Raw genomic sequence first — 22,848 nt, forward strand, 5'->3', positions numbered from 1 at the left:
ACCGGCCAAGTGACGCGCATCAAACCACGAATCCGGCGAACGGCGTCAAACAAGCCGACGAACGGTTACCGCTTCATTCAGTACTACGTTCGATGACGGGCTGTGGCTGGCGCGGCGGCCTGAGGAACCAGGCGGCCGCCGCGGCCACCAGCTGCAGGCCCACCACGCACCCCACCAGGGCGGACCAGCCGAAGTGCATGAAGGGGATGCCCAGCAGCCACCCGAACAGCGAGGAGCCGATGTAGTAGCCCAGGTTGTAGAGGCTGGCAGCCTGCGCCCGGGTTTCCGGGGCCAACACCGGCACCCAGCCGCTGGCCACGGCGTGCGCGGCGAAGAACCCGGCGGTGAAGATCAGCATGCCAAGGATGATCACCCACAGAACCGCAGACAGGGTCAGCAGCAGCCCGGCCCCCATCACCCCGATGCCCAGCAGCAGTGAGGTGCGCCGGCCCACCCGGTTCACGATGCGGCCACTGGCCATGGAGGACCAGGTCCCGGCAAGGTAGGCCAGGAACACCAGGGCGGCCAGCGCCGGGGGAATCATGAAGGGCGGGGCCTCCAGGCGGAACGCCAGATAATTGTAGGCGGCAACGAACCCGCCCATCAGCAGAAAGCCCTGAAGGTAGAGGATGGGGCGCCGCCCCTGCAGGCTGGCGCGAAAACGCCGCAGCACCGGGCGCAGGTGGACATCGGGCACGGGGGTGAAGCCCTGCGCCCGCGGTGCCTTGATAAAGAACACGATCATCGCCGCGGCCGCCAGCAGGCTGACCGCGGCAACGCCCCACCGCCAACCCAACGGCTGTGCGACCCAGGCGGCCAGCAGGCGGCCAACCAAGCCGCCGATCGTGGTGCCCGAAATGTAGATGCCGCTGGCGATGGCCACCGCCCGGGCGGAAAGCTCCTCGGCCAAATAGGCCAGGGTGGTGCCCGGAACCCCGGCGAGCGCCACGCCCTCCAGGAACCGGGCCGCCAACAACAGCTCCACGCTGGGGCTAACCGCCCCGGCCAGCCCCAGCACCACGGAGGAGACCAGCGCGATGCCGATAACCTGCCGACGGCCCATCCGGTCCGAGGCAATCGCCCACGGGATCACCGCCAGGGCCAGGCCCAGGGTGGCGGCCGAAACGCTGAGCGCCGCCTGCACCTCGCTGATGTTCAGGTTCCGGGACATCTCCGGCAGCAGGCCCTGCACCGAGTACAGCTGCGAGAAGGTGGCCAGGCCGCTGGCAAACAGCGCCAACAGCATCCCCCGGTAGCCGCGGCTGTGTGGTTCATGGCCGGTAAACGTGGTTTACACCCCCGCGGCGGGCAGCAGCGGGGCCAGCGTGTAGAGCACCAGCAGGGCCATCCCGTTGTTGGCCACGTGCAGCATGTAGGCGTAGGCCAGCGACTTGCCGGTGAGGATGTAGGCCAGGGACATCATCAGTCCCAGCATCAGGTACGGCAGGATTTCCACCACGGAGCCGATCCCCCCGCCATTGGCGAAGTGGATCGAGGCGAACAGGACCGTGGAGATCAGGGCACATACCCAGATGTTGACCTTGCGGGAGAGCTTGCCGATCAGCAGGTGCCGGAAAATGTACTCCTCCACAAACGGCCCGAACAGGGCCGTGGTCACGAACATCACCGGGAACGGCACCGACTGGGTCATATCCTGCAGGGCCTGCTGGTTCATGCTGGTCTGGGGACCGCCGAAGAACATGGTGATGAATGCGGAGATCATCACCGTCAGCAGCCAGCCGCCGGGCAGCATCAGCCATTTGAGCCACGGGTAGTAGCGCATGGTGGCGAAGGATTCGAAGAACTGGGGCCCGCACTGGATCATGGCCAGGATGAAGAACACCGTGTACAGGATCATGTTCACCCCGAACAGCGCCGAGTCCTCATCCGGGAACGCGTGCATGTAGCCGGGGATCAGGGCGATCAGCATCGCCCCGCCGAGGATGAAGAACACAATGTACGCCGCGACGGTGAACAGGTCACCCTTCTTGACCGCCCCGGCCTCGAAGACGCGTTGCCGGCGCACCGGCGGCAACCCTGGCTGGTGGTAATACGGCGGGGTGTGAGACATGCTCCTAGCCTATCGACCGGATCCGGTCGACGCCCGACCCCTTGCGGCGAATCGGCTGTGTCTCACATCGCAGCGTCTCCTCGGCCACTTTCGTGGGCCGTTTCCTGGGCGGCACGCCTTGGTCAGCTTTCTGTTTCCAGTACCCGCCGCCGCGGATCAACAATCCACGAGCCAACCAGCCCCGCCGTGACGCCCAGCAGGTTTCCTCCGGCGCGTTCCCACAGCTGCTGGGAGCTGGTCCCGGGCGCGGTCAGATCCAGCATCAGCATGATCAGTGGGGTGAAGAAGCTCAGCGCCAGCCCGTAGTTGCGGGTCATGTACGCCTCGGTGGGAAACATCAGCAGGATGACCGCAATGCCCAGCGCCGTCTGGTTCAGGTGCAGTTCAAAGAGCACCAGCAGCACACCCAACCCGGCCACGGTTCCGGCGACGCGATGTGCCGCCCGGTGCACCCGGCCGCGCGCATTCCCGGCGGCCAGCGGCACCACGGCACCGGCCAGCACCCACTGCAGGTGTTCAAAGCCGAACAGGATCCCGGCCGCGCCAGCCAACAACACCACCAGCCCATAGCTTGAGGCGTGTCGTGCCGTGTACGTCCAGGTGGGAATCGGCACCGGAGCCTGCTGCCCGGAACACCGTCCCAGCTGACCCAGCAGCAGACTCACCAATACCGCCAGGGCGTACGCCGCCAGCCCGGCCAGGTCCGGTTGATCGTGTCCGGGCAATGTAGCCAGCGCGCCGAACGCGAACAGCGGGAAGAACGCCCCGTGCGGGCGCAGCGCGAACCGGTCGGCAATCACCAGGCTGGCCACCGCGCACCCCACGCTGACCAGCACCAGTGACCAGTTCCGCAATCCCAGGGGCGCGGCAAGGATTCCGCCGAGCCCGGCGCCCAAGAGCATTCCGCCAGCCAGCAGCTGGTCACGCAGCCGCTGGCCCCGGTGTGGGCTGCGACCGTACATCCCGGTCACCGAGCCAAAGACCGCGTAGATCATCAGGTCGGCCCGCCCCACCAACAGCAGGGTGGTGCCTGGAATGGCCAGTCCCATCCCCACGCGCAGCGCTGGTCGCAGATCTGGGGACCTCCGCCAGTTCCTTGGCCCAAGACGCCCGGCACCGGCTGGCCCCCGGGATGATGCGGGCAGCGTCATCGGCATAAAGCGCTTCTCACCGGTCTGCATGAGGCAAGCGTGCGGAAGTCGGTTCGCTGGACATCGAGATTCCCTCTCACGAAAAGGCTGGATGAAGGGCCGGGAAGGACCCACTATCCAGATTTCCGCAAGCTCTTGATTACGTCCAAGACTTATCTTCAATGAATCAATAGGCACCTCTTATTGACTTGTAGGGAACAGCAGAAAACGACATCATGCGGGGCAGTGCCCGCGGAAGGTCGCTATGAATACACTTCCCGTGCGGTCCGCAACAGGGCGCGGGACATCAGCGGCACCGGCTCGCTGGCGTTCAGGACGAGGCTGATCTGCGGGGAGAGCTCCGGCTCGCTCAACGCTGTCATCCGGATTCCCGGCAACGGGCCCAGCGGGGCCAGCCATTGACGGGGCACGATGCTGGCCCACTGGCCGGTGGCCACATGGGAGAGCAGCGATACCACCGAATCGGTTTCGATGCGCGGTGAAGCGCTCATCCCGTGGCGTTCCAGCGCGGCATCCAATACCTGCCGTCCGCGCATCCTGGAATCCAGCAGGCACAGGGGCAGGTCCAGTGCCTGCCGCCACCCGGGGACCGCGGCTTCGGTGAGCATTCCCGGGCCGGTGATCAGCACGTGATCCTCCGCGTACAGCGGGAGCACCACCAGATCCTGCGCATCCTCCGGCGCCGCGTAGATGATCCCGGCGTCCAGTTCGAAACCGCGCACCTGCTCGATGATGTGGGAGGAGTGCAGGCTGGTCTGCACCTGAATCGACACCCGCCGGTGGCTCGCGGCAAAGGGAGCGGTCAGTTCCACGACGGTGGAGCTGACCGCCGGCACGACGCCCAAGCGCAACCTTCCGCTCAGGGCCTCTTGCAGCCCCTCCACTTCCTGGCGCAACGCCTCATGGTCCAGCAGCATCCGCCGGGCCCACGGCAGCACCTTCTCCCCCTCCGCGGTGAGCCCCTGGAAGGAGTGGCCGCGGCGCACCAGCGGAACGCCGAGTTCGGCCTCCAGCTTTCGGATTGCCTCGGACAACGCGGGCTGCGAGACGTAGCAGGCGGCGGCCGCGCGGGCGAAATGCTGTTCGCGGGCCAGCGCCACGAAGTATTCCAATTGCCGTAACATCACGCCCTTATTGCATCACGTGCCCGCCGCCAAAGGGCAGCTGGCGCTCGGGGCGGAAGTACTGCGGCGCCAGCCGCTGCTAGACCCCGGACTTGCGCGGGGTGCCTTCCACCGCGTCCACCGCCCGGATGAAGCCCAAATGGCTGAAGGCCTGCGGGAAGTTCCCGGCCAGCCGCCCGCCCGCCGAATCGTATTCCTCGGCAAAGAGCCCCAGGTCGGTGGCGAAGCCGGCCAGACGGTCCAGCAGCCGCCTGGCTTCGTCGCTGCGTCCGGAGCGGGCGTATTGTTCCACCAGCCAGAAGCTGCACATCAAGAACGAGTACTCGTTGCCCGGCAGCCCGTCCATGCCGGTTTGGGTGCGGTAGCGGCGCACCATGCCCGCCTCGTCAAGCAGGTCCGCCTCGATTTTCGCCACGGTGCCCAGCATCTTCGGGTCCTCGGGGTGCAGCAGCCCGGTATTGGGCAGCTGCAGCAGTGAGGCGTCGACTTCCTTGTTCGAATAGGTCTGGGTAAAGGAATTCAGCTCCGCGTCGTAGCCGCGTTCCATGATTTCTTCCCGCAGCCTCTCGCGCAGGTGTCGCCAGCGTTCCACCGGCCCGCTCAGCCCGTGCTCCTCCACCGCCCGCACCCCCTGGTCGAACGCGGCGAACATCATGGCCCTGCCGTGGGTGAAGAAGTCCGCGTTGCCGCGCATTTCCCAGATCCCGTGGCCCTTGCGTTCCATGTTGCGCTCCAGGAAGCTGAGCAGGTTGCGCTGCAGCGCCCAGGAGAACTCATCCTCCCCGTGCCCGGCATCACGCAGGGCCGCCAGGGCCAGCATCACCTCACCGACCACGTCGGCCTGGTACTGCTCGAACGCACCGTTGCCCACCCGCACCGGCCGGGACTGCTCATAGCCCTGCAGGTGGTCGAGCACTGATTCGGTCAGTTCGCGTTCCCCGGCGATCCCGTACATGATCTGGATATCGTCCGGGTCTCCGGCCACCGCACGCAGCAGCCAGTTGCGCCAGTGCAGTGCACCGTCGGTGAAATCGTGGGCCACCAGGGTGTCAATGGTCAGCGAGGCATCCCGCAGCCAGGTGTAGCGGTAGTCCCAGTTGCGCTGTCCACCGAACTCCTCGGGCAGCGAGGTGGTCGGTGCGGCCACGATCCCGCCGGTGGCCTGGTCGGTCAGCGCCCGCAGCACCATCAGCGAACGCAGCACCTGGTTGTCATAGCGGTCGGTGACCTGCACCCGGGCCGACCAGTCGCGCCAGTACCTGACGGTGGCTTGCAGCGCCTGTTCGGCATCCAGCGGCTTGGGCGGCTGCAGATGAGACTTGTGCCAGGTCAGTACCCAGTCCTGGGTCTGCCCCGCCTTCAGGGTGAACCGTCCAGTCAGCCGGTCCGGGACCGCGCCCTGGTAGTCGGTGGGCCGGCCCTGGCCACGGTCCGCGCTGTCCTGCCGCTCACGGCGTTCATGGCGCTGGTTCCAGGCATGGTCGGGCTCCAGCTGCGGACCGGTCAGCAGCAGCGCGTCCGGTCCAGCCACGGAGAGCAGGCCGGTGGCGCCCTCCTTGGTCAGCGTGACCTTCCGGGTCCAGGGTTTGGCGCGGTTGTAGTCGAAGCGGATGCGCAAGTCATGTTCGATCTCGGCCTCCCCTTCCAGGCAGGTGACCCTGCGGATGACGTCGGCCTGCTCGATGCTCGGCGGCATGAAGTCCAGCACTTCCAGCGTGCCGGTGGCGGTGCGCCAGATGGTTTCCAGGACAAAGGTGCGCGGCAGGTAGCGGCGGGAGACCACGCTTCCCTCCGGAGCCCAGAGCCGCCAGCGCCCGTCGGCGGCCGAGCCGAGCAGGGCGGAGAACACGGCCGGCGAATCGAATCTGGGAAAACACAGCCAGTCAATGCTCCCGTCCCGGCTGAGCAGCAGCCCGGTGCGCAGGTCCGAAAGCAGCGCGTAGTCTTCCAGCGGCGTGGATCCAGTGTTCTCATTCTCGCTAGCCATGACCTCATTCAAACAAACTGGGCGATAGCGCGAAAGGGTACAGTTCCCTCTTCACAGGGAGTAGGGTGCGGGGCATGGACAGCATCAAGAATCTGGTAATTTTTGGCGCCACCGGCGATCTGGCCTCCCGTCTGCTCCTCCCGGGCCTGGGCACCTTGCTGCGTGCCGACCCCGAGTGCCGGGTCACCGTCATCGGCGCCGACCGCAACGATGACGGCACCTGGAAGCAAACGGTGCAGCAGGCCTTTGACACTGTGGACAGCCACGGTCCCGCTGCCGAGCACACGCTGAACACCACCCGCTTCATCACCTGTGACGCCACCAGCGCGCAGGATCTGCAGTCCCTGCTTGATGGCCTGGAGGAACCGGCCTGCCTCTACTTTGCCCTGCCGCCCCAGGTGACCATGAAGTCCCTGGAGGTGCTGGAGGGACTGCAGCTGCCCGAATCCCTGGTGCTGGCCCTGGAGAAGCCCATCGGCCACGACCTGGAGTCCGCCCGCAAGCTGAACCAGCTGGTGGCGCGACTGGTTCCCGAGAAGCAGACGTTCCGGGTGGATCACTTCCTGAACCTGCCCGCGGTGCATTCCTTCGCCGGGCTGCGCTTCGCCAACCGGCTGCTGGAGCCGCTGCTGAGCCGGGAGCATGTGCAGTCCATCGAGATCACCTACGACGAGACGCTCGGGCTGGAGGGGCGCGCCGGGTTCTACGACTCCAGCGGTGCGTTCCGCGACATGATCCAGTCCCACCTGCTGCAGGTGATGTCCCTGGTGATGATGGAGCCACCGGCCCGCATTGACCATGTGGAGCTTCCGGCGCTGACCGCGCACGTGCTGCGCTCGGCCCGGTTGTGGGGCAAGGACCAGGCGTCCTCGGTGGTGCGCGGGCGGTACACGGCCGGCAGCGTGGGCGGCAAGGACCTTCCCGACTACGTGTCCGAACAGGGGGTGGACCCGGTAAAGAACACCGAAACCTTCGCCCAGGTGACCCTGGAAGTGGACAGCTGGCGCTGGAACGGTGTGCCGGTGACCCTGCGTTCGGGCAAGGCCATTGGCAAGCCGCGCAAGGAGATCACCATCAATTTCCGCCGCCCGCCCCACGAGTACCCACAGTTCCCCCACGACGGCCGGGTGCCGCCGAATGTGATGCGCCTGCGCCTGGATACCGGCCAACTGGAGTTCGAGATGAACGTGGGCGGCCCCTTCGCCGTGCAGGGCATGGAGCGGGTGACCTTCCAGACCGACACCTCGGCCCCCAGGCTTTCGGCGTACGGCAACGTGCTCAAGGGCATCCTGAGCGCCGATGCCACCTTCAGCGTGCGCGGGGACGCCTCCGAACAGGGCTGGAGGATTCTGGCGGACATCCAGAAGCTCTTTGATGACGGCCTGGTTCCGATGAGCGACTACGCCGCGGGCAGCCCAGGCCCCACGATCCCGCCGCTAAGCAGCAAATAGGACCGCTGGGTTCCAGGGGCGGGCTGCACTGCGCCTCTGTAACCCACGGCCTGCGGCTGCCGGCCTACTTCCCCATGTATTCGAAGTGCCAGGCTTCGGCGTAGGGGTTCTTGGAACCATCCGACCGGTACTCCTCCAGGTTCTTGCGGTGGGTCCAGTTGTACTTGTGGGAGTTGGCTTTCAGCCACTTGTAGTACTTGCCGCGGAAGGAGTAGTCGTAGGTTTCGGGCACGTCAATGGCCAGGCCCCAGCCGTGGTTTGAGGTTCCGGGCTTCGCCGCAATGTAGGAACCCAGCTCGGCATAGAGGTATCTCTGGGTATCCAGCGTCCGGTAGGCCAGGTCGATGTCCAGGTTCTTCCCAAACTGCTTCTTGAAGGCGGTGTTCAGCCGGGTCAGGTCCTTCACGGCCGGTGCGGCGATGAGGGTTTTCTCCTTGTCCCACGGCACTGCGGCCAGCATGGAGCTGGAAACCTTGCCGTTGGGCTGCTTGAGCACCTGGGCGCGGGTGTATCCCTTCGAATTGGTGGTGCCCGCATTGCTGCTGCGCTTCAGGTCGCTGGCCTTCATCCAGCCGTTCAGCCCCTGGGTGCGCACGAAGTACCAGCCGGCCACCTGCCCGCCTTCCTTCTCCCACTTCAGGTCCCGGTAGACGATGGAGTTCTTTGGAATATCCCCCACCCTCCGGGTCCCGCCGACGGCGGCATAGAGGTCGCTGCCGTTGGCCTTGGTGAAATACCGGTCGCTCAGCCCGGCCCGGTTGGTGGTGTAGTCGCCGGTATCGACCTGGCATCCCTTGGAGCAGGTCTTGACGTACTTGTTCGACACCCAGCCGGTCTTGTTCTTGTAGCTGATCTTGTACCAGCCGTTTGCGGCCCGTTCGGTCGCCTTGGCGACACTGTTCTTCGGCAGGGTACCCACGGAGGCGTGCCCGGTGCTGCTGCCCTTGCGGATATTCACGTTCGCGCTCGCCGTCACCCACAGTTTCACCGTGCTGGTGCCCTTGGGGACCGGCTGCTTGGGCGCGGTGCTCGCTGCGACCTTGGTGTACTTGTTCGAGATCCAGCCGGTCTTGCCCGCATAGCTGACCTTGTACCAGCCGTTTGAGGCGGTTGCCGAAACGTTGACCGTCTTGCCCTTGGGAATGGTTCGGATCACCTTGTGCTTGGTGCTTGAACCGGCGCGCAGGTTCAGGTTGGCGGTGGTCGTGACCTTGGTGACGACCTTCTTGGCCGCGGCCGGGGCGGCAGCCAGTTGCGGTGTGGAGAGCGCCGGAACATCGGAGGCCGGGGCGGTGAAGCCGGCCGCCGCGGTGGCGGCGGTGGCGCCGCCGGCAAGGGCAACCGCCAGGGCGCCGGCGCTCAGGGCGCGCAGTACGCGCGTACGGGGAACAGGCATGGGGTGGGCCTTTCGTGGACACGAGGATGATAAGGCAACATGGTGCGCAGGCGAAGGCAGCGCCCGCGGGGAACATGTTCTGTTTGAACAGTAGTGTCCCCTGTCCCAAAAGGTGAATTGCATCCAGTCATTTCAGAGTCTGCGCCCGTTTCCCGCACGCCCCCCCTGGCAGACTCCGGGCAGTGCAAAGGGGCGCAAACACCCTGGTGGTGTTCGCGCCCCTTTGTTCCGCCGCTAACCCGCGACTACTTCTTTTCCAGCAGCCGCTGGACGCGGGGCTTCACCTCGCTGGCCAGCAGCTCGATGGATTCGAGAAGCTGCTCCTGTGGGATGCCGCCGACGTCCATCTGCAGGAAGTGCCGCATGTGGCCCAGGTAGCCGTGCAGGTGCACGATGCGTTCGGCCACTTCGTCCGGGTCACCGACGTAGTAGGCGCCCGGTGCCTCGGCCTGGATGTCGTAGGCCCGCTTGTCCGGTGCCGGCCAGCCGCGCAGGCGCCCCATTTCCAGGTTCAGGTTGTACCAGCCCGGGTAGAAGCGCTCCAACGCCTCCTTCTTGGTCGGGGCGATCAGGCCCATGGCCGCCACGGAGACCTTCAGGGTTTCCGGTGCGTGCCCGGAGGCGGCACCGGCCTTGCGGTACAGGTCCGCCAACGGGGCGAAGCGGTGCGGTGCCCCGCCGATGATGGCGTAGGACACCGGCAGGCCCAGCTGGCCGGCGCGGGCCGAGGAGCTCGCGTTGCCGCCGGTCGCCAGCCAGATCGGCAGCTTGCCTTGGGCCGGACGCGGCACTACGGCCAGGTCGTTCAGGGCCGGGCGCTTGTTCCCGGACCAGGTGACCTCCGGGGCCTGCGAATCATTGATGGTCATCAGCAGATCCAGCTTGTTGGCGTAGAGCTCGTCATACTCCTCCAGGTCGTAGCCGAACAGCGGGAAGGTTTCCACCGAGGAGCCGCGGCCCGCGGTGATCTCCACACGGCCGCCGCCGGAGATGATGTCAGCGGTGGCAAACTGCTGGTAGATCCGCACCGGGTCATCGGTGCTGATGATGCTCGCCGCGCTGCCGAGCTTGATCTGCTCGGTGGCTGCGGCGGCCGCCGCGATGATGGCTCCGGGCGAGGAGGCCGGCATGCTGGTGGTGTGGTGCTCCCCCACCCCGAAGTAGTCCAGCCCGCGGCGGTCGGCCAGCTTGATGGCCTCGAACAGGTTGGTGATGGCTTCCGAGGTGCTGCGCAGTGAATCGTCAGCGTTGCGCTGGGTGTCGCCGAAGCTGTAGGCGCCGAGTTCCATGTCGTGGGTTCCTTGTCTTGGTGGGTAGCGGTGATGTGGTTAGCGGGAGACGCGGGCAGCGTTGAGCTGCTCTTCCATTTCCGCCGCGGTGAAGCGCCCGTTGAAGATCGGCGTTCCGGGTTCGAACAGCCGCCCGGAGCGCAGGTCCCCGGCGATCACCGGGGCGAAGCCGACGCTGCTGATGAACTCGGCGACCTCCTGGACGGCCCGGGGGTCATCCCCGGCCAGGGCCAGGGCGCGGGCCTCGCCGTCCCCGGCTCCCCCGGCTTCCGGCTCCATGTCGTGGTAGCCGACGTGGTTGAAGGACTTCACCAGGTTGGCCCCGGCCAGGTGCTGGGCGATGACCTCGCTGGAGGACTGGGTGGGGTCCTCGAATTCGGCGATCTCACCGTCGGTGCCCGACCAGTAGTTCATGACGTCAATGACGGTCTTGCCCTGCAGCAGGGCCGGGTCCACGGTGCGGTACTTGTGCAGGGGCACGGCGACCACGATCATTTCCGCGTCGGCCAGGTCGCTGGCGTTGACGGCCTCGGCGCCCGGGGTGACGATGTCCACGATCAGACTGATCTCGCTGGCGGGCTTGGAGGTCGCGATCTTGACCCGGTAGCCGGCGTCTAGGGCCAGGCGGGCCACGGCGGTGCCGACGCGGCCGGCACCCAGAATCCCCACGGTCTTCTGGTCGCGCTGCTGAACTGAATCCATCTGACACACCCTTCAAATATGTTGTAGTACAGACTATATTGATTACAGAACATCTATGCAAGCGCATATATTCCGATAGAATGGATGACATGAACACCGCACCGGACACCGTCACCGCCCCAGCCGCCGCCAGCACCCCCAATCCCGGGGACCTGGCCTGGCATCTGGGCATGATCCTGCGCGGGCATCAGTCACGGTTCGCCGAGGCGGTCGCCGGGATCCCCTGCGGGGTGCGCGGCTTCCAGCTGCTGTCCACCGTGGTGCACCATGACCCGGCCAACCAGCAGGCGCTCGGTGGGCACCTGGGAATTGACCGCACCGTGCTGACCTACCTCATTGACGACCTCGTGCAGGCAAACCTGGTCGAACGCATCCCCGCCCCCTCCGACCGGCGGGCGCGCAAGATTATCGCCACCGCGCAGGGGCTGGAAACCCTGAAGCGGCTCGAGGGCAAGGTCGCGCAGGCGGAGCAGGAACTGCTCGCCCAGCTCGATGAGAGTGAAAGCCGCCAGCTGCAGGAGCTGCTGGCCAAGCTCTCCCTGACGGTGCGCAACCTGCAGCCGGGCACCAACCCCTGCGATGCCGTGGAACAGCTGCGCTAGGAGCCCAAAACCCAAAAGACCCCGGGAACCGGCGGTCGGCCAGCAAGCCGACCATCCGTTCCCGGGGTCTTTGCACGCCAATGCGCCGCCTCGTCAACTGCGGGACACCTGTGGGCAGGTGCGTGCTAGTACTGCACGGCGTCCCGCTCAATGGGGCAGGTCATGCAGTGCCCGCCGCCGCGGCCGCGGCCCAGCTCGGCGCCGACAATCGGCAGCACCTCGATGCCGGCGGCACGCAGCGCATCATTGGTTTGGGTGTTGCGGTCATAGGTGTACACCACGCCGGGGCGCAGGGCCACGGCGTTGTTGCCGCTGTCCCACTGCTGGCGTTCGGAGTCATAGTTGTTCCCGGCGGTGGCCACCACCCGCAGCTTGGGCAGGTTCAACGCCTGGGCGACCACGTCGGTGAAGCTCTTGGTGCCGTGGTCAATGACCGTGACCCCCGGATCCTGATCGGAGGGACGCAGCGAGAAGGTGTGCACCTCGTCCATGATCTTGGGATACAGGGTCACCACGTCATGGTCCACGAAGGTGAACACGGTATCCAGGTGCATCGCCGCACGCAGCTTCGGCATCCCGGCCACGATCACGTGCTCAGCCACCCCCTGGCGGAACAGTGAGGAGGCCAGCTGGGTAATGCCGTGGCGGGAGGTGCGCTCGCTCATGCCGATCAGCACCACCCCGTTGCCCACCGGCATCACATCCCCGCCTTCCACGGTCACCTGGCCCCACTCCTGTTCGGGATCCCCCCACCAGATCGTCGAATCCCGGAATTCGGGATGGAACTTGTAGATCGCCTTCATCAGCAGGGTCTCATCCCGGCGGGCATCCCAGTACAGCGGGTTCAGGGTCACTCCCCCGTAGATCCAGCAGGTGGTGTCCCGGGTATAGAGGGTGTTGGGCAGCGGCGGCATCAGGTACTCATAGATGCCGCGGGATTCGCGGGCCAGGTTCACGTAATCGGTGCGGTAGTCCTCGGGCAGGTCGCTGGTGGCCATGCCGCCCAGCAGCAGCTCGGACAGGCGCCGCTCGTCCAGCGAATCCAGGTAGGCCCGGGTGCCCTCGACCAGCCCGCCACCCACCACGTTGGGCACCACCTTGCGTTCCAGCAGCCACTGCCGGGCTTCGGCCTGGGCCATGGTCTGGGTGAGCACCTCCTGCAGCTCCAGCACCTCCACCCCGTTGCCGCGCAGGTTGGAGACGAAGTCGGCGTGGTCGCGCTGGGCGCTTTCCACCCACATCACGTCGTCAAACAGCAGGTCATCACAGTTCGACGGGGTCAGCCTGCGGTGGGCCAGCCCCGGCGCGCACACCAGCACCTTGCGCAGCTGCCCGACCTCCGAATGCACACCCTTGCCCGTGGTTTCGCTCATGGTCCGTGTTCCTTCCGTTCCTTGCGAATCGGACAGCCGCCCGACCCTGGTGTTTTCTCGTTGTGCAGTTCAGCCGCTGGCGCCCTAGAGGTGGATCCACCCCGCGCCCAGGGCCACGACGCCCAGCAGGGCGCCGAGCAGGGAGAGGGCAAAGATCACCGGTTCGCGGCCTTCGAAGGCCTTGCGTCCCTGCTCCCGGCGGGCCATGACGAACAGGATGGTGGCCGGGGCGTAGATGATGAAGGAGAGCAGCAAGAAGTGCCAGCCGGCGGCGAAGACCAGGAAGGCGGTGTAGGCCACCGCCAGCACCGAGGTGAGAAGGTCCCGCCCGGAGGCCCGGCGCTCCCCCTGCCCGTGCCGGGCCGCGTGGGCCACCTTCACCGCGTACAGCGCGGCGAGCAGGAACGGGATCAGCGTCAGGGAGCTGGTCAAATCCAGTGCCAGGTCCAGCGCGTCCTCGGCGAACAACAGGATGACCAGCATGCCCTGTACCAGCACGGAGGTCAGCAGCACCGCGTTCACCGGCACGTCGGTGCGGTTCAGCTTGCCCAGGAAGCAGGGCATGTCCCGTTCGTTCGCGGCGACGCTGAGCACCTCGGCGGCCATCAGCGACCAGGCCAGGTAGGCGCCCAGCACCGAGATGATCAGCCCAATGCTCACAAACCAGCGGCCCCACGGGCCGACCGCGTATTCCAGGATCCCGGCCATGGAGGGCTGCTCCAGCTGGCTGATCTGCTCCATCGGCATCACCCCGTAGGAGACGATGGTGACCGAGGCAAAGATCGCGAACACGGACAGGAACCCCAGGATGGTGGCCCGTCCCACGTCCGTCCGGCGCCGGGCGTGGCGCGAATACACGCTCGCGCCCTCCACGCCCAAGAAGACAAAGACGGTGACCAGCATCGTGGAGCGGACCTGCTCAAAGAGTGATCCGGCGTAGTCCGCGCCGTACCAGTTCTGCCGCAACGCCTCCGGATCCAGCACGAACAGGCAGATCAGGATAAAGATGATGATCGGCACCAGTTTGGCGATGGTGACAATCTGGTTGACCAGGGCCGCGCTTTGCACGCCCCGGCGGATCAGCAGGAAGAAGACCCACAACCCGATCGAGGACAGCCCCACCGCCAGCAGGGTGGCTCCGGAACCCAGCCCGGCCACCCCCAGCCCGGAGAGGGTGGACATGATGAACACCCAGTAGAAGGTGTTGCCCGCGCAGGCGCTGGCCCAGTACCCGAAGGCGGCGAAGAATCCGAGGTATTCCCCGAACCCGGCCTTCGCATAGGCGTACACCCCGGCGTCCAGTTCGGGCTCGCGGTTGGCCAGCATCTGGAAGACGAAGGCGAGCATGAGCATGCCGGCCCCGGCGATGATCCAGGCGATGACCGCGCCGAAGATCCCGGTTTCGCTGGCGAACCTGCCCGGCAGTGAGAAGACCCCGGCGCCCACCATGGAACCGACGACCACGCCGGTGAGGGTGAGCATGCTGAGTTTTGCTACGTGGCCCTGTGTCGCTTCCCCGGTCTCAGCTGCCATGCTTGGTTCATCTTTCCCTCGGCGTGCCACTGCGAACATGCATCCGGCCACTCATCGTGGTACCCGATGCCCGGGCCCCGATTCGGGCCGCACGCTCCGGACGACGCAACGACGTTGGAAAACAGCCAAGTGGTCGGCGATCCGCTGTCAGTATCCAACTATCCAAAGCGGCCTGTCAACGCTCCCGGCGCGCTGCCAGGAAGCTGGATTTCCGCACGGACACCGGCATTCGCCCGTTCTGCCGGGCCCGTTCCACCCCGGGCAGCACGGGGTTGCCACCGCGGCATGGGCAACATCACTGCGCGGGGTTGGCCCCTTAAATGCGTCAGGGCCGCGATGGCGGGAAGGGGCGCTTCCCGCCGTCGCGGCCCTGCGGGCAGGACTACCGTCCGGTCTCGGCCTGCTCCCCCGGGGTGGGGGAACCGGCGGCGGCCGGGGCGCCGGTCACCGGCACGGCGGCGGTGTCCGGGTTGGCGTCCACGTCCTCGGCCGGACCGGAGAACTGGGACTGGTACAGCCGGTAGTAGGCGCCCTCGGCGGCCAGCAGCTCTTCGTGGCTGCCCTGCTCCACGATCCGTCCGGCCTCCATCACCAGGATGGTGTCCGCGTCGCGGATGGTGGACAGGCGGTGGGCAATCACGAAGCTGGTGCGGTCGGTGCGCAGCGCCGCCATGGCCTGCTGCACCAGCAGCTCGGTGCGGGTGTCCACCGAGCTGGTCGCCTCATCCAGGATCAGCAGCGAGGGGTTGGCCACGAACGCGCGGGCAATGGTGATCAGCTGCTTCTCACCGGCCGAGACGTTGGTGCCCTCCTCGTCGATGACAGTGTCATAGCCCTCGGGCAGGGCGCGGACGAAACGGTCCACGAAGGTGGCCTTCGCCGCCTCGATGACCTCGTCATCGGTGGCGTCCAGCCGGCCGTAGCGGATGTTTTCCATGATGGTCCCACCGAACAGCCAGGCATCCTGCAGCACCATGCCCACCTTGGAGCGCAGATCCGCGCGGGACAGGTGGGTGATGTCCACGTTGTCCACCAGGATCCGCCCGGAGTTCAGCTCGTAGAAGCGCATCACCAGGTTCACCAGGGTGGTCTTGCCCGCCCCGGTCGGCCCCACGATCGCCACCGTGTGCCCGGGATCCGCGTCAAAGGACAGGTTCTCGATCAGCGGCTGGTCCGGGGTGTAGGAGAAGCTCACGTCCTGGAAGGAGACGTGCCCGTCGGTGCGGGCCGGCAGCTGGGTGCGGGCATCCTCCGCCTCCTGCTCCTCGGCGTCCAGCAGCTCGAAGGTGCGTTCGGCGGAGGCCACACCGGACTGCAGCATGTTGGCCAGCCCGGCCATCTGCCCCAGCGGCTGGGTGAACTCGCGCGAGTACTGGATGAACGCGGTCGCATCCCCCAGGCTCATCGACCCGGAGGCCACGCGCAGCCCGCCGACCACGGCGATGCCCACATAGGAGAGGTAGGAGACGAAGTTCATCACCGGCATGATCATGCCCGAGACGAACTGGGCCCCGAAGCTGGCCTTGTACAGTTCGTCGTTGCGCTGGGTGAAGCGCTCCACCATGTCGTCCTCGCGCCCGAAGACCTTCATCAGCTCGTGGCCGGAGAAGGATTCCTCGATCTGCCCGTTCAGCGCACCGGTGTTCTTCCACTGGGCGGTGAACAGCTTCTGCGCCCGGGTGCCGATGATGCCGGCGGCCACCGCGGACAGCGGCAGCGCCACCAGCGCGATCAGCGCCAGCTGCCAGGAGACCACGAACATCATGATCACAATGCCCAGCACGCTCAGCGCGGACTGCACCAGCTGGCTCAGCGCCTGCTGCAGCGCGTTTTGGATGTTGTCCACGTCGTTGGTCACCCGGGAGAGGATGTCCCCGCGCTGGCGGGTGTCGAAGTAGTTCAGCGGCAGTGCGTTGATCTTGTCCTCAACGTCCTTGCGCAGCCGGTACACCACCTTCATCACCAGGCGGTTCAGCAGCCAGCCCGAAAGCCACATGAAGATCGAGGCGATGAAGTACATCGACAGCACGATCAGGATGAAGCGGGAGAGCTGGGTGAAGTCGATGCCCTGCCCGGGCACGAAGTCCACCCGGGAGAGCATGTCGGCCTGGGTGTCATCGCCGCTGTCGCGCAGCTGCTGGATCAGCACGTCGGCCGGGGTCCCGGCCGGGATGTTCTTGCCGATCAGCCCGGCGAAGATCACGTCCATGGCCCGTCCCAGCACCCGCGGGGCGGTGACCGAGAGGACCACGTAGATGCCGATCATCGCGAAGACGATGCTCATCCCCAGCTTGTACGGGGCGAGCAGTCCGACCAGGCGCTTGGCCGAGGGCCAGAAGTGCTGGGCCTTGCGTACCGGGGCCTCGTCCCAGGTGTCGCTGCTGGCCGCGGCCGCGAATTCGTCGACCTCTTCCAGGCTCGCATCCACCTCGGGGGCCGAGGAGTTCTTCTTCTGATCCGCCATCTAGGCCACCTCCTCCGCACTGTGCTGGGACGAAACGATTTCCTGATAGGTTTCCGAGCTTTCCAGCAGCTCCTCATGGGTGCCGCGGGCCACGATTTCCCCGTGGTCCAGCACCAGGATCTGGTCGGCCCGGGTGATCGTGGAGACGCGCTGGGCCACGATGATCACTGCGGCGTCCTTCGTCGGCTCGGCCAGGGCGGCGCGCAGCTTCGCGTCGGTGGCCACGTCCAGTGCCGAGAACGAGTCATCGAACAGGTAGGTGCGCGGCTTGGCGGCCAGGGCCCGGGCGATGCACAGGCGCTGGCGCTGCCCGCCGGAGACGTTGGTACCGCCCTGGGAGATCTTTGAGTCCAGCTGCCCATCGCGTTCGGCGACGAAGTCCGCCGCCTGGGCAATGTCCAACGCCTGCCACAGCTCAGCGTCGCTGGCCCTCTGCGAACCGAAGCGCAGGTTGCTGGCGATGGTGCCGGAGAACAGGTAGGGGCGCTGGGGGACGGCGGAGATGTTGCGCGAGATCGCATCCCGGCCCAGTTCATCCACCGGCACCCCGCCGATCAGGATCTGCCCACGGGTCACGTCGTAGAGCCGCGGGATCAGGTTCAGCAAGGTGGTCTTGCCCGAACCGGTGGACCCGATGATCGCGGTGACCTTGCCCGGCTGGGCGGTAAAGGAAATGTTGTTCAGCACCGGGGCCTCGGCACCCGGGTAGCCGAAGCTGACGTTGCGGAACTCCACGGTCCCCGGGGTGGGCAGGTGCACCTCGCGGTCCTCGGCCTCGGTCATGCTCGGCTTGGTGTCCAGCACCTCGCCGATGCGGTCCGCGGAGACCATGGCGCGCGGGACCATCATGGCCATGAAGGTGCCCATCATGACCGCCATCAGGATCTGCAGCAGGTACTGCAGGAATGCGGTCAATGCCCCGACCTCCACCTGCCCGGCGTCCACCCGGTGCCCGCCGAACCACAGCACGGCGGCGGTGGACAAGTGCAGGATCATCGAGATCGCAGGGAACATGAGCACGAACAGGTTGCCGACCTTGACGCCCAGGTCGGTCAGCTTCTGGTTCGCGTCCGCGTAGCGCTCGGTCTCGTGCTGTTCGCGCACGAACGCGCGCACCACGCGGATGCCGGTGATCTGCTCACGCAGCACCCCGTTGATCCCGTCAATGCGCACCTGCATCTGGCGGAAGAGCGGCATCAGCTTGATGACCAGGATGCCCACCACAATCAGCACCACCGGCACCGACACCCAGACCAGCCAGGACAGGCCCGGGTCCTCGCGGATGGCCATGATGACCCCGCCAATGGACATGATCGGGGCGGTGATCATGAAGTTCAGCAGCATCAGGGTGAGCATCTGCACCTGCTGCACGTCGTTGGTGCCGCGGGTAATCAAGGTGGCAGCCCCGAACTTGTTCACGTCCTGCGCGGAGAACGTGGAGACCTGCTCGAACACGGCCTGGCGGATATCCCGGCCCAGGCTCATGGCGGTCTTGGCGCCGAAGTAGACGGCGCCGATCGCGGTGATCACCTGCACGAAGGCAACGACCAGCATGATCCCGCCGGTGCGCCAGATGTAGTCAATATCGGTGTTGACCACACCCACGTCAATGATCTTGGCGTTCAGGCTGGGCAGGAACAGCGTGGCCATGGTGGTGGCCAGTTGCAGGATGAAGACCGCAACGATCCACCCGGCATAGGGTTTGGAGTGTTTTAGGATGAGCTTCAGAAGCATGTGGTTTGTCCTCGCTAGCGTCAGCCCCGAAACCGCTGGGCGCGAACCGGTTTTTCGGCGCAGGGATTTGAGGGCGAAAGCCAGTCTAGTAGTCCCCGTTGGGCTTTGGAGTCATCCTTTTGATTGAATTGTGCCAATCACTTATGGCGTTCGACACGTTCCCCACCGCGCAGGACTACCCGCCAGGGCTGAAGTTGGCAGGAATCCGCGAATCGACGCGCAATAACCGGCTCAGGGCCGCGCGTCCGCGACCGCCTTGGCGGCGCGATGGCCGGTGACGGCGGCGGCCAACAGCCAACCGATCACCAGCAGGTAGCCCGCCCCGGCCACCGCGAAGCCAACAGGGGGCCGAAAGAGCGCCGCACCCAGCACGGAAGCCGCCAGCAGCAGCCATCCACTACGGGCCGCGCGGGCCATCTGCGGGACCGCGGCGGCGTGACCCGTCAGCCATGCCTCGTCCGAGGCCAGCGTAGCGCTGGTGCGAAGGCCCACCGCGGCGTTGCGCCGCAGGCTGCCGCTGCGCATGGATCCAACCAGTAGCTGGGCGGTCAACGTGATGATTCCCAGTCCCGCCAGGAACGGGATCACCTCAACCCAGCCCATACCCCTGCTTCCCTTGCCGCCTCTGCCACGGTTTGCCGCGGCTGCCTCCACGCTACCGCAGAACCCCGGCGCTCCCGCGCCCGGTCTTCCCTGTACGCACAAGCTGCAGGGGGTTCACTAGGGGTTTTGGCAAACGCCGCGTGACCGCCCGGCAACCAGCATGGACAACAGGTGAACTCCGGCAGAACTTGTCCGAACAGGCCCGGTTTTTCATTGTCTGACGCCTGCCGGCGGGCCACCATGGTCATGGCCCGGCCAGTTCCGGGCGGATCATCCTTTGAACTCTGACCATGGAGAACACCCGTGAATTCATCCTCGCGCATCCGCGCATCCGTGGCCGCTTCCGCGCTGGCGCTGGCCGTAATTGCTCCGAGCGCGGTCGCCGCCGAACCGGCCTCGGCCCCGCAACCCCAGCTGGCGGCCAAGAAGTCCACTGCGGCCCATGAGGGGCTGCCCTCGGGCGTGCACAAGAAGAAGACCCTGGTGATTGGGCTGGATGGCGCCTCGATGGCGCAGATCAACAAGCGCAACACCCCGAACCTGGCCAAGCTGAAGGCCGAGGGCATGGTCGCCAACTCCAACCTCTACGCCAACCCCATGGCGCCCACCGTCTCCGGGGCCGGCTGGTCCACCATTGCCACCGGCGTATGGCCGGACAAGCACCAGGTGCCGGACAACTCCTTCTCCAACCCCAACTACGATCAATACCCCGATTACCTCACCCGCCTGGAGGCGGCCCGGGCCCAAAGCTCCACCCTGGTGGTGGGCACCTGGGGACCGACCCCCCAGCAGGTCTTCGCCCAGGGTGCGGACCTGCTGCTCGCCGGAGGCAATGACGCCGGCACCACCTCCACGGTGGTCAACTACCTGAAGAACGGGAACCCGGACAGCACCTTTGTGCACCTGGACGAGATCGACGGGGCTGGGCACAGCAACGGCAGCGACTCGATCTCCTACACCCGTGCCCACGCGAAGGCGGATCAGCAGATCGGGGACATGCTGCAGGCCATCGATGAGCGCAGCACCCGGCACAAGGAGGACTGGCTGGTCATCGTCACCTCGGACCACGGCCACACCCCCGGTGGCGGGCACGGCGGCAGCAGCATCCGCGAACGGGCCACCTTCGTGATTGCCAACGGCAAGAAGTACGCCCCGGGCAGCACGCGGCATGATGTGAAGCTCACCGACATCGCCCCCACCGTCCTAAGGCACCAGGGCGTACGCATCGAGGACGATTGGGCCCTGGACGGGCAGGCCATCCAATCCATCAAGCCCGATGACTTTGACTCCCTGCGTCCGCACCTGAAGAAGGCGAAGGACGAGTCGAAGCTCGGTGCGAAGACCAAGGGCTGGACCCACACCGCACCCAGCGGCTGGAGCATTGAGAACAAGGACATGCCCAAGGGCGGGGTGCGTGAATGGCGCGGCTGGTCCTTCACCACCGACGAGTTCTGGACCAATGCCGAGCTGAACCAGGGCCGGGAGACCAGCGTGCACAACCGCAACGTCTTCGCGGTGGCGGACTCCGATGAGTGGGATGACAAATCCCACGCCGAGGGGCAGTTCGATTCGACCCTGATCAGCCCCAGCTACAAGGTCAAGGGCGGCAAGCAGGCAACCTTGAGCTTTGCCTCGAACTACAAGGTGGACGGTCCGCAGAGCGCAGAAGTGTTCATCAGCTTCGACAATGGTGAACCGGTACTGGTGAAGTCCTATGAAAAGGACTTCAACGGGGTGGAGAAGCTCTCCATCGACGTGCCCAGGAAAGCCAAGCGCGCCCAGGTTTCCTTCCGGTACACCGGAACGAACTCCGCGTTCTGGACCGTGGACCAGGTGTCGTTGAAGAAGTAGGCGGCCCGGCACCAAAGCCGCACGGCCGGTGGCTTAACCACCAAGGGTGGCGCACGAGAATCGTGCGCCACCCTCACCTGTCCCCGGCCTGACGGCGAGGGGGTGTGGACTAGCGTCCGGAAATCTTCACCAGCTTGTGATTGACGAACTCATCCATGCCGTACTTGCCCAACTCGCGACCGATGCCCGAGCGCTTCACACCACCGAAAGGCAGCTCAGCAGCAGTGCCAGAGGGCTCGTTGATGGCCACCATGCCAGTTTCCAGCTGGCGGGCAATGCGGTCAGCCCGCTCGGCGTCCTGGGTGTGGATGGAGGCACCCAGCCCGTAGTCGGTGTTGTTGGCCAGCTTCACGGCCTCCTCCTCACCGTCCACCTTGTACAGCACGGCGACCGGGCCGAACAATTCCTCGCTGAAGGCACGCATGTCCTGGGTGACCCCGGCCAGCACGGTCGGCTCAAAGTAGGCGCCCTCCCCGTCCACCGGCTTGCCGCCAGCCAGCACCGTTGCGCCCTTGTCCACAGCGTCCTTCACCTGGGCGGCCAGCCCGTCGCGGGCCGCGGCCGAGGACAGGGGCCCGACGAAGTTCTCCGCCTCGCTCGGATCACCCATCTTGATGCCGGACACCAGCTCCACCAGCGCCTTGGAGAACTCGTCGTACACCGAGGAGTCCACGATGAAGCGCTTGGCGGCGTTGCAGGCCTGGCCGGTGTTGCCGAAGCGGGCGCGCATGCCCAGCTTGGCGCTGCGGGCCACGTCCGCGTCCTCCATCACCAGGAACGGATCCGAACCGCCCAGTTCCAGCACGACCTTCTTCAGGTTGCGCCCGGCGATCTCGGCCACCGCGGCACCGGCGCGCTCCGAACCGGTCAGCGAAACCCCCTGGATCCGGCGGTCGGCGATGATGTCGGCCACCTGGTCATTGGTGGCGAAGATGTTCACGTAGGCGCCTTCCGGGGCGCCGGCGTCCTTGAAGATCTGCTCCATGGCCAGCGCCGATTCCGGGCACTGCGGGGCGTGCTTGAGCAGGATGGTGTTGCCGTTCATCAGGTTCGGCGCCGCGAAGCGGGCCACCTGGTAGTAGGGGAAGTTCCACGGCATGATGCCCAACAGCACACCGACCGCTTCCTTGCGCACCAGCGCCTTGCCGCCGCTGGCGACCTCAAGCTCCTCGTCCTGCAGGAACTTCGGACCGTTCTTGGCGTAGTAGCGGTAGATGGAGGCGACAATGCTGATTTCGCCCTGGGCCTGGCGCACCGGCTTGCCCATCTCGCGGGTGATGATCGCGGCCAGTTCCTCCGCGCGTTCCTCGTAGATGTCGGCCACCCGCTCCAGCAGCGCGACGCGCTCGGAGATCTTGGAGGTGGACCAGGTGGTGAAGCCCTGGTGGGCCGCGCCAATGGCCTGCTGAATCTCGGCGTCGCTGGCGGTGGGGTAGGTTGCCTCTACGACTCCGGTAGCGGGATTGGTCACTGCATACATGCTCATGGGATTCCTCCTCGAAAATGGCGTCTTGCCG

The 22,848-nt window shown here is 66.1% G+C and carries 17 protein-coding genes; 3 read left to right on the top strand and 14 right to left on the bottom strand.

Going from position 1 to position 22,848, the window contains the following annotated elements:
* Window positions 1-73: 73 nt before the first annotated feature.
* The 5 genes from AC6I21_RS14290 to AC6I21_RS14310 all read right to left on the bottom strand — a co-directional run bounded on the left by AC6I21_RS14290 (window position 74) and on the right by AC6I21_RS14310 (window position 6,333).
* Window positions 74-1,246, bottom strand: coding sequence for an MFS transporter (locus tag AC6I21_RS14290; protein WP_497762698.1), 1,173 nt, complete (start codon window positions 1,244-1,246; stop codon window positions 74-76).
* A 45-nt stretch (window positions 1,247-1,291) separates the two neighbouring features.
* Window positions 1,292-2,071, bottom strand: a complete 780-nt coding sequence (locus tag AC6I21_RS14295) for a CPBP family intramembrane glutamic endopeptidase (RefSeq protein ID WP_138175478.1) — start codon at window positions 2,069-2,071, stop codon at window positions 1,292-1,294.
* Between the two features lie 122 nt (window positions 2,072-2,193).
* A complete protein-coding gene (locus tag AC6I21_RS14300) occupies window positions 2,194-3,120 on the bottom strand; it encodes an FUSC family protein (protein WP_497762699.1) in 927 nt (308 codons plus the stop codon).
* A 344-nt stretch (window positions 3,121-3,464) separates the two neighbouring features.
* Window positions 3,465-4,346 (bottom strand): LysR family transcriptional regulator, encoded by an 882-nt coding sequence (locus AC6I21_RS14305; protein WP_497762700.1) that lies wholly within the window; start codon window positions 4,344-4,346, stop codon window positions 3,465-3,467.
* Window positions 4,347-4,425: 79 nt separating this feature from the next.
* Window positions 4,426-6,333, bottom strand: coding sequence for a glycoside hydrolase family 15 protein (locus tag AC6I21_RS14310; RefSeq protein ID WP_497762701.1), 1,908 nt, complete (start codon window positions 6,331-6,333; stop codon window positions 4,426-4,428).
* 74 nt (window positions 6,334-6,407) lie between these two features.
* On the opposite strand from AC6I21_RS14310, the gene AC6I21_RS14315 reads away from it, so the two are divergent.
* Window positions 6,408-7,784, top strand: coding sequence for a glucose-6-phosphate dehydrogenase (locus tag AC6I21_RS14315; RefSeq protein ID WP_497762702.1), 1,377 nt, complete (start codon window positions 6,408-6,410; stop codon window positions 7,782-7,784).
* A 64-nt stretch (window positions 7,785-7,848) separates the two neighbouring features.
* Here the strand turns inward: AC6I21_RS14315 and AC6I21_RS14320 are convergent, their stop codons facing one another.
* From AC6I21_RS14320 to AC6I21_RS14330, 3 genes are all read right to left on the bottom strand, one after another.
* On the bottom strand, window positions 7,849-9,180 hold the full coding sequence (locus AC6I21_RS14320) for an SH3 domain-containing protein (protein WP_497762703.1): 1,332 nt from the start codon (window positions 9,178-9,180) through the stop codon (window positions 7,849-7,851).
* A 245-nt stretch (window positions 9,181-9,425) separates the two neighbouring features.
* Window positions 9,426-10,469, bottom strand: a complete 1,044-nt coding sequence (locus AC6I21_RS14325) for an LLM class flavin-dependent oxidoreductase (RefSeq protein WP_497762704.1) — start codon at window positions 10,467-10,469, stop codon at window positions 9,426-9,428.
* A gap of 39 nt (window positions 10,470-10,508) precedes the next feature.
* On the bottom strand, window positions 10,509-11,171 hold the full coding sequence (locus AC6I21_RS14330; protein WP_497762705.1) for an NADPH-dependent F420 reductase: 663 nt from the start codon (window positions 11,169-11,171) through the stop codon (window positions 10,509-10,511).
* Between the two features lie 89 nt (window positions 11,172-11,260).
* On the opposite strand from AC6I21_RS14330, the gene AC6I21_RS14335 reads away from it, so the two are divergent.
* Window positions 11,261-11,773: a MarR family winged helix-turn-helix transcriptional regulator gene (locus AC6I21_RS14335; protein ID WP_497762706.1), complete on the top strand. Its 513-nt coding sequence runs from the start codon at window positions 11,261-11,263 to the stop codon at window positions 11,771-11,773.
* Window positions 11,774-11,898: 125 nt separating this feature from the next.
* On the opposite strand, the gene arcA is transcribed toward AC6I21_RS14335, so the two are convergent.
* From arcA to AC6I21_RS14360, 5 genes are all read right to left on the bottom strand, one after another.
* Window positions 11,899-13,146, bottom strand: coding sequence for an arginine deiminase (gene arcA, locus AC6I21_RS14340; protein ID WP_497762707.1), 1,248 nt, complete (start codon window positions 13,144-13,146; stop codon window positions 11,899-11,901).
* An 84-nt stretch (window positions 13,147-13,230) separates the two neighbouring features.
* A complete protein-coding gene (locus AC6I21_RS14345) occupies window positions 13,231-14,679 on the bottom strand; it encodes a basic amino acid/polyamine antiporter (protein ID WP_497762708.1) in 1,449 nt (482 codons plus the stop codon).
* A 382-nt stretch (window positions 14,680-15,061) separates the two neighbouring features.
* A complete protein-coding gene (locus AC6I21_RS14350; RefSeq protein ID WP_497762709.1) occupies window positions 15,062-17,143 on the bottom strand; it encodes an ABC transporter ATP-binding protein in 2,082 nt (693 codons plus the stop codon).
* Window positions 17,144-18,877, bottom strand: a complete 1,734-nt coding sequence (locus tag AC6I21_RS14355) for an ABC transporter ATP-binding protein (protein WP_497762710.1) — start codon at window positions 18,875-18,877, stop codon at window positions 17,144-17,146.
* Between the two features lie 231 nt (window positions 18,878-19,108).
* Window positions 19,109-19,480, bottom strand: a complete 372-nt coding sequence (locus tag AC6I21_RS14360; protein WP_497762711.1) for an SdpI family protein — start codon at window positions 19,478-19,480, stop codon at window positions 19,109-19,111.
* A 303-nt stretch (window positions 19,481-19,783) separates the two neighbouring features.
* On the opposite strand from AC6I21_RS14360, the gene AC6I21_RS14365 reads away from it, so the two are divergent.
* The gene (locus tag AC6I21_RS14365) at window positions 19,784-21,331 is read left to right on the top strand and encodes an alkaline phosphatase family protein (RefSeq protein WP_497762712.1); all 1,548 of its coding nucleotides are present in this window, start codon (window positions 19,784-19,786) and stop codon (window positions 21,329-21,331) included.
* A 109-nt stretch (window positions 21,332-21,440) separates the two neighbouring features.
* Here the strand turns inward: AC6I21_RS14365 and AC6I21_RS14370 are convergent, their stop codons facing one another.
* Complete coding sequence (locus AC6I21_RS14370) at window positions 21,441-22,817, bottom strand: NAD-dependent succinate-semialdehyde dehydrogenase (RefSeq protein WP_497762713.1); 1,377 nt, start codon at window positions 22,815-22,817, stop codon at window positions 21,441-21,443.
* Window positions 22,818-22,848 lie beyond the last annotated feature (31 nt).

It is taken from the genome of Glutamicibacter sp. St.4D3, assembly GCF_059728615.1.

What these genes read in the sequence shown, in the direction of transcription:
- AC6I21_RS14290 (WP_497762698.1), bottom strand. Translation starts at nt 1,246, where the DNA reads ATGCTGTTGGCGCTGTTTGCCAGCGGCCTGGCCACCTTCTCGCAGCTG.
- AC6I21_RS14295 (WP_138175478.1), bottom strand. Translation starts at nt 2,071, where the DNA reads ATGTCTCACACCCCGCCGTATTACCACCAGCCAGGGTTGCCGCCGGTG.
- AC6I21_RS14300 (WP_497762699.1), bottom strand. Translation starts at nt 3,120, where the DNA reads ATGGGACTGGCCATTCCAGGCACCACCCTGCTGTTGGTGGGGCGGGCC.
- AC6I21_RS14305 (WP_497762700.1), bottom strand. Translation starts at nt 4,346, where the DNA reads ATGTTACGGCAATTGGAATACTTCGTGGCGCTGGCCCGCGAACAGCAT.
- AC6I21_RS14310 (WP_497762701.1), bottom strand. Translation starts at nt 6,333, where the DNA reads ATGGCTAGCGAGAATGAGAACACTGGATCCACGCCGCTGGAAGACTAC.
- AC6I21_RS14315 (WP_497762702.1), top strand. Translation starts at nt 6,408, where the DNA reads ATGGACAGCATCAAGAATCTGGTAATTTTTGGCGCCACCGGCGATCTG.
- AC6I21_RS14320 (WP_497762703.1), bottom strand. Translation starts at nt 9,180, where the DNA reads ATGCCTGTTCCCCGTACGCGCGTACTGCGCGCCCTGAGCGCCGGCGCC.
- AC6I21_RS14325 (WP_497762704.1), bottom strand. Translation starts at nt 10,469, where the DNA reads ATGGAACTCGGCGCCTACAGCTTCGGCGACACCCAGCGCAACGCTGAC.
- AC6I21_RS14330 (WP_497762705.1), bottom strand. Translation starts at nt 11,171, where the DNA reads ATGGATTCAGTTCAGCAGCGCGACCAGAAGACCGTGGGGATTCTGGGT.
- AC6I21_RS14335 (WP_497762706.1), top strand. Translation starts at nt 11,261, where the DNA reads ATGAACACCGCACCGGACACCGTCACCGCCCCAGCCGCCGCCAGCACC.
- arcA (WP_497762707.1), bottom strand. Translation starts at nt 13,146, where the DNA reads ATGAGCGAAACCACGGGCAAGGGTGTGCATTCGGAGGTCGGGCAGCTG.
- AC6I21_RS14345 (WP_497762708.1), bottom strand. Translation starts at nt 14,679, where the DNA reads ATGGCAGCTGAGACCGGGGAAGCGACACAGGGCCACGTAGCAAAACTC.
- AC6I21_RS14350 (WP_497762709.1), bottom strand. Translation starts at nt 17,143, where the DNA reads ATGGCGGATCAGAAGAAGAACTCCTCGGCCCCCGAGGTGGATGCGAGC.
- AC6I21_RS14355 (WP_497762710.1), bottom strand. Translation starts at nt 18,877, where the DNA reads ATGCTTCTGAAGCTCATCCTAAAACACTCCAAACCCTATGCCGGGTGG.
- AC6I21_RS14360 (WP_497762711.1), bottom strand. Translation starts at nt 19,480, where the DNA reads ATGGGCTGGGTTGAGGTGATCCCGTTCCTGGCGGGACTGGGAATCATC.
- AC6I21_RS14370 (WP_497762713.1), bottom strand. Translation starts at nt 22,817, where the DNA reads ATGAGCATGTATGCAGTGACCAATCCCGCTACCGGAGTCGTAGAGGCA.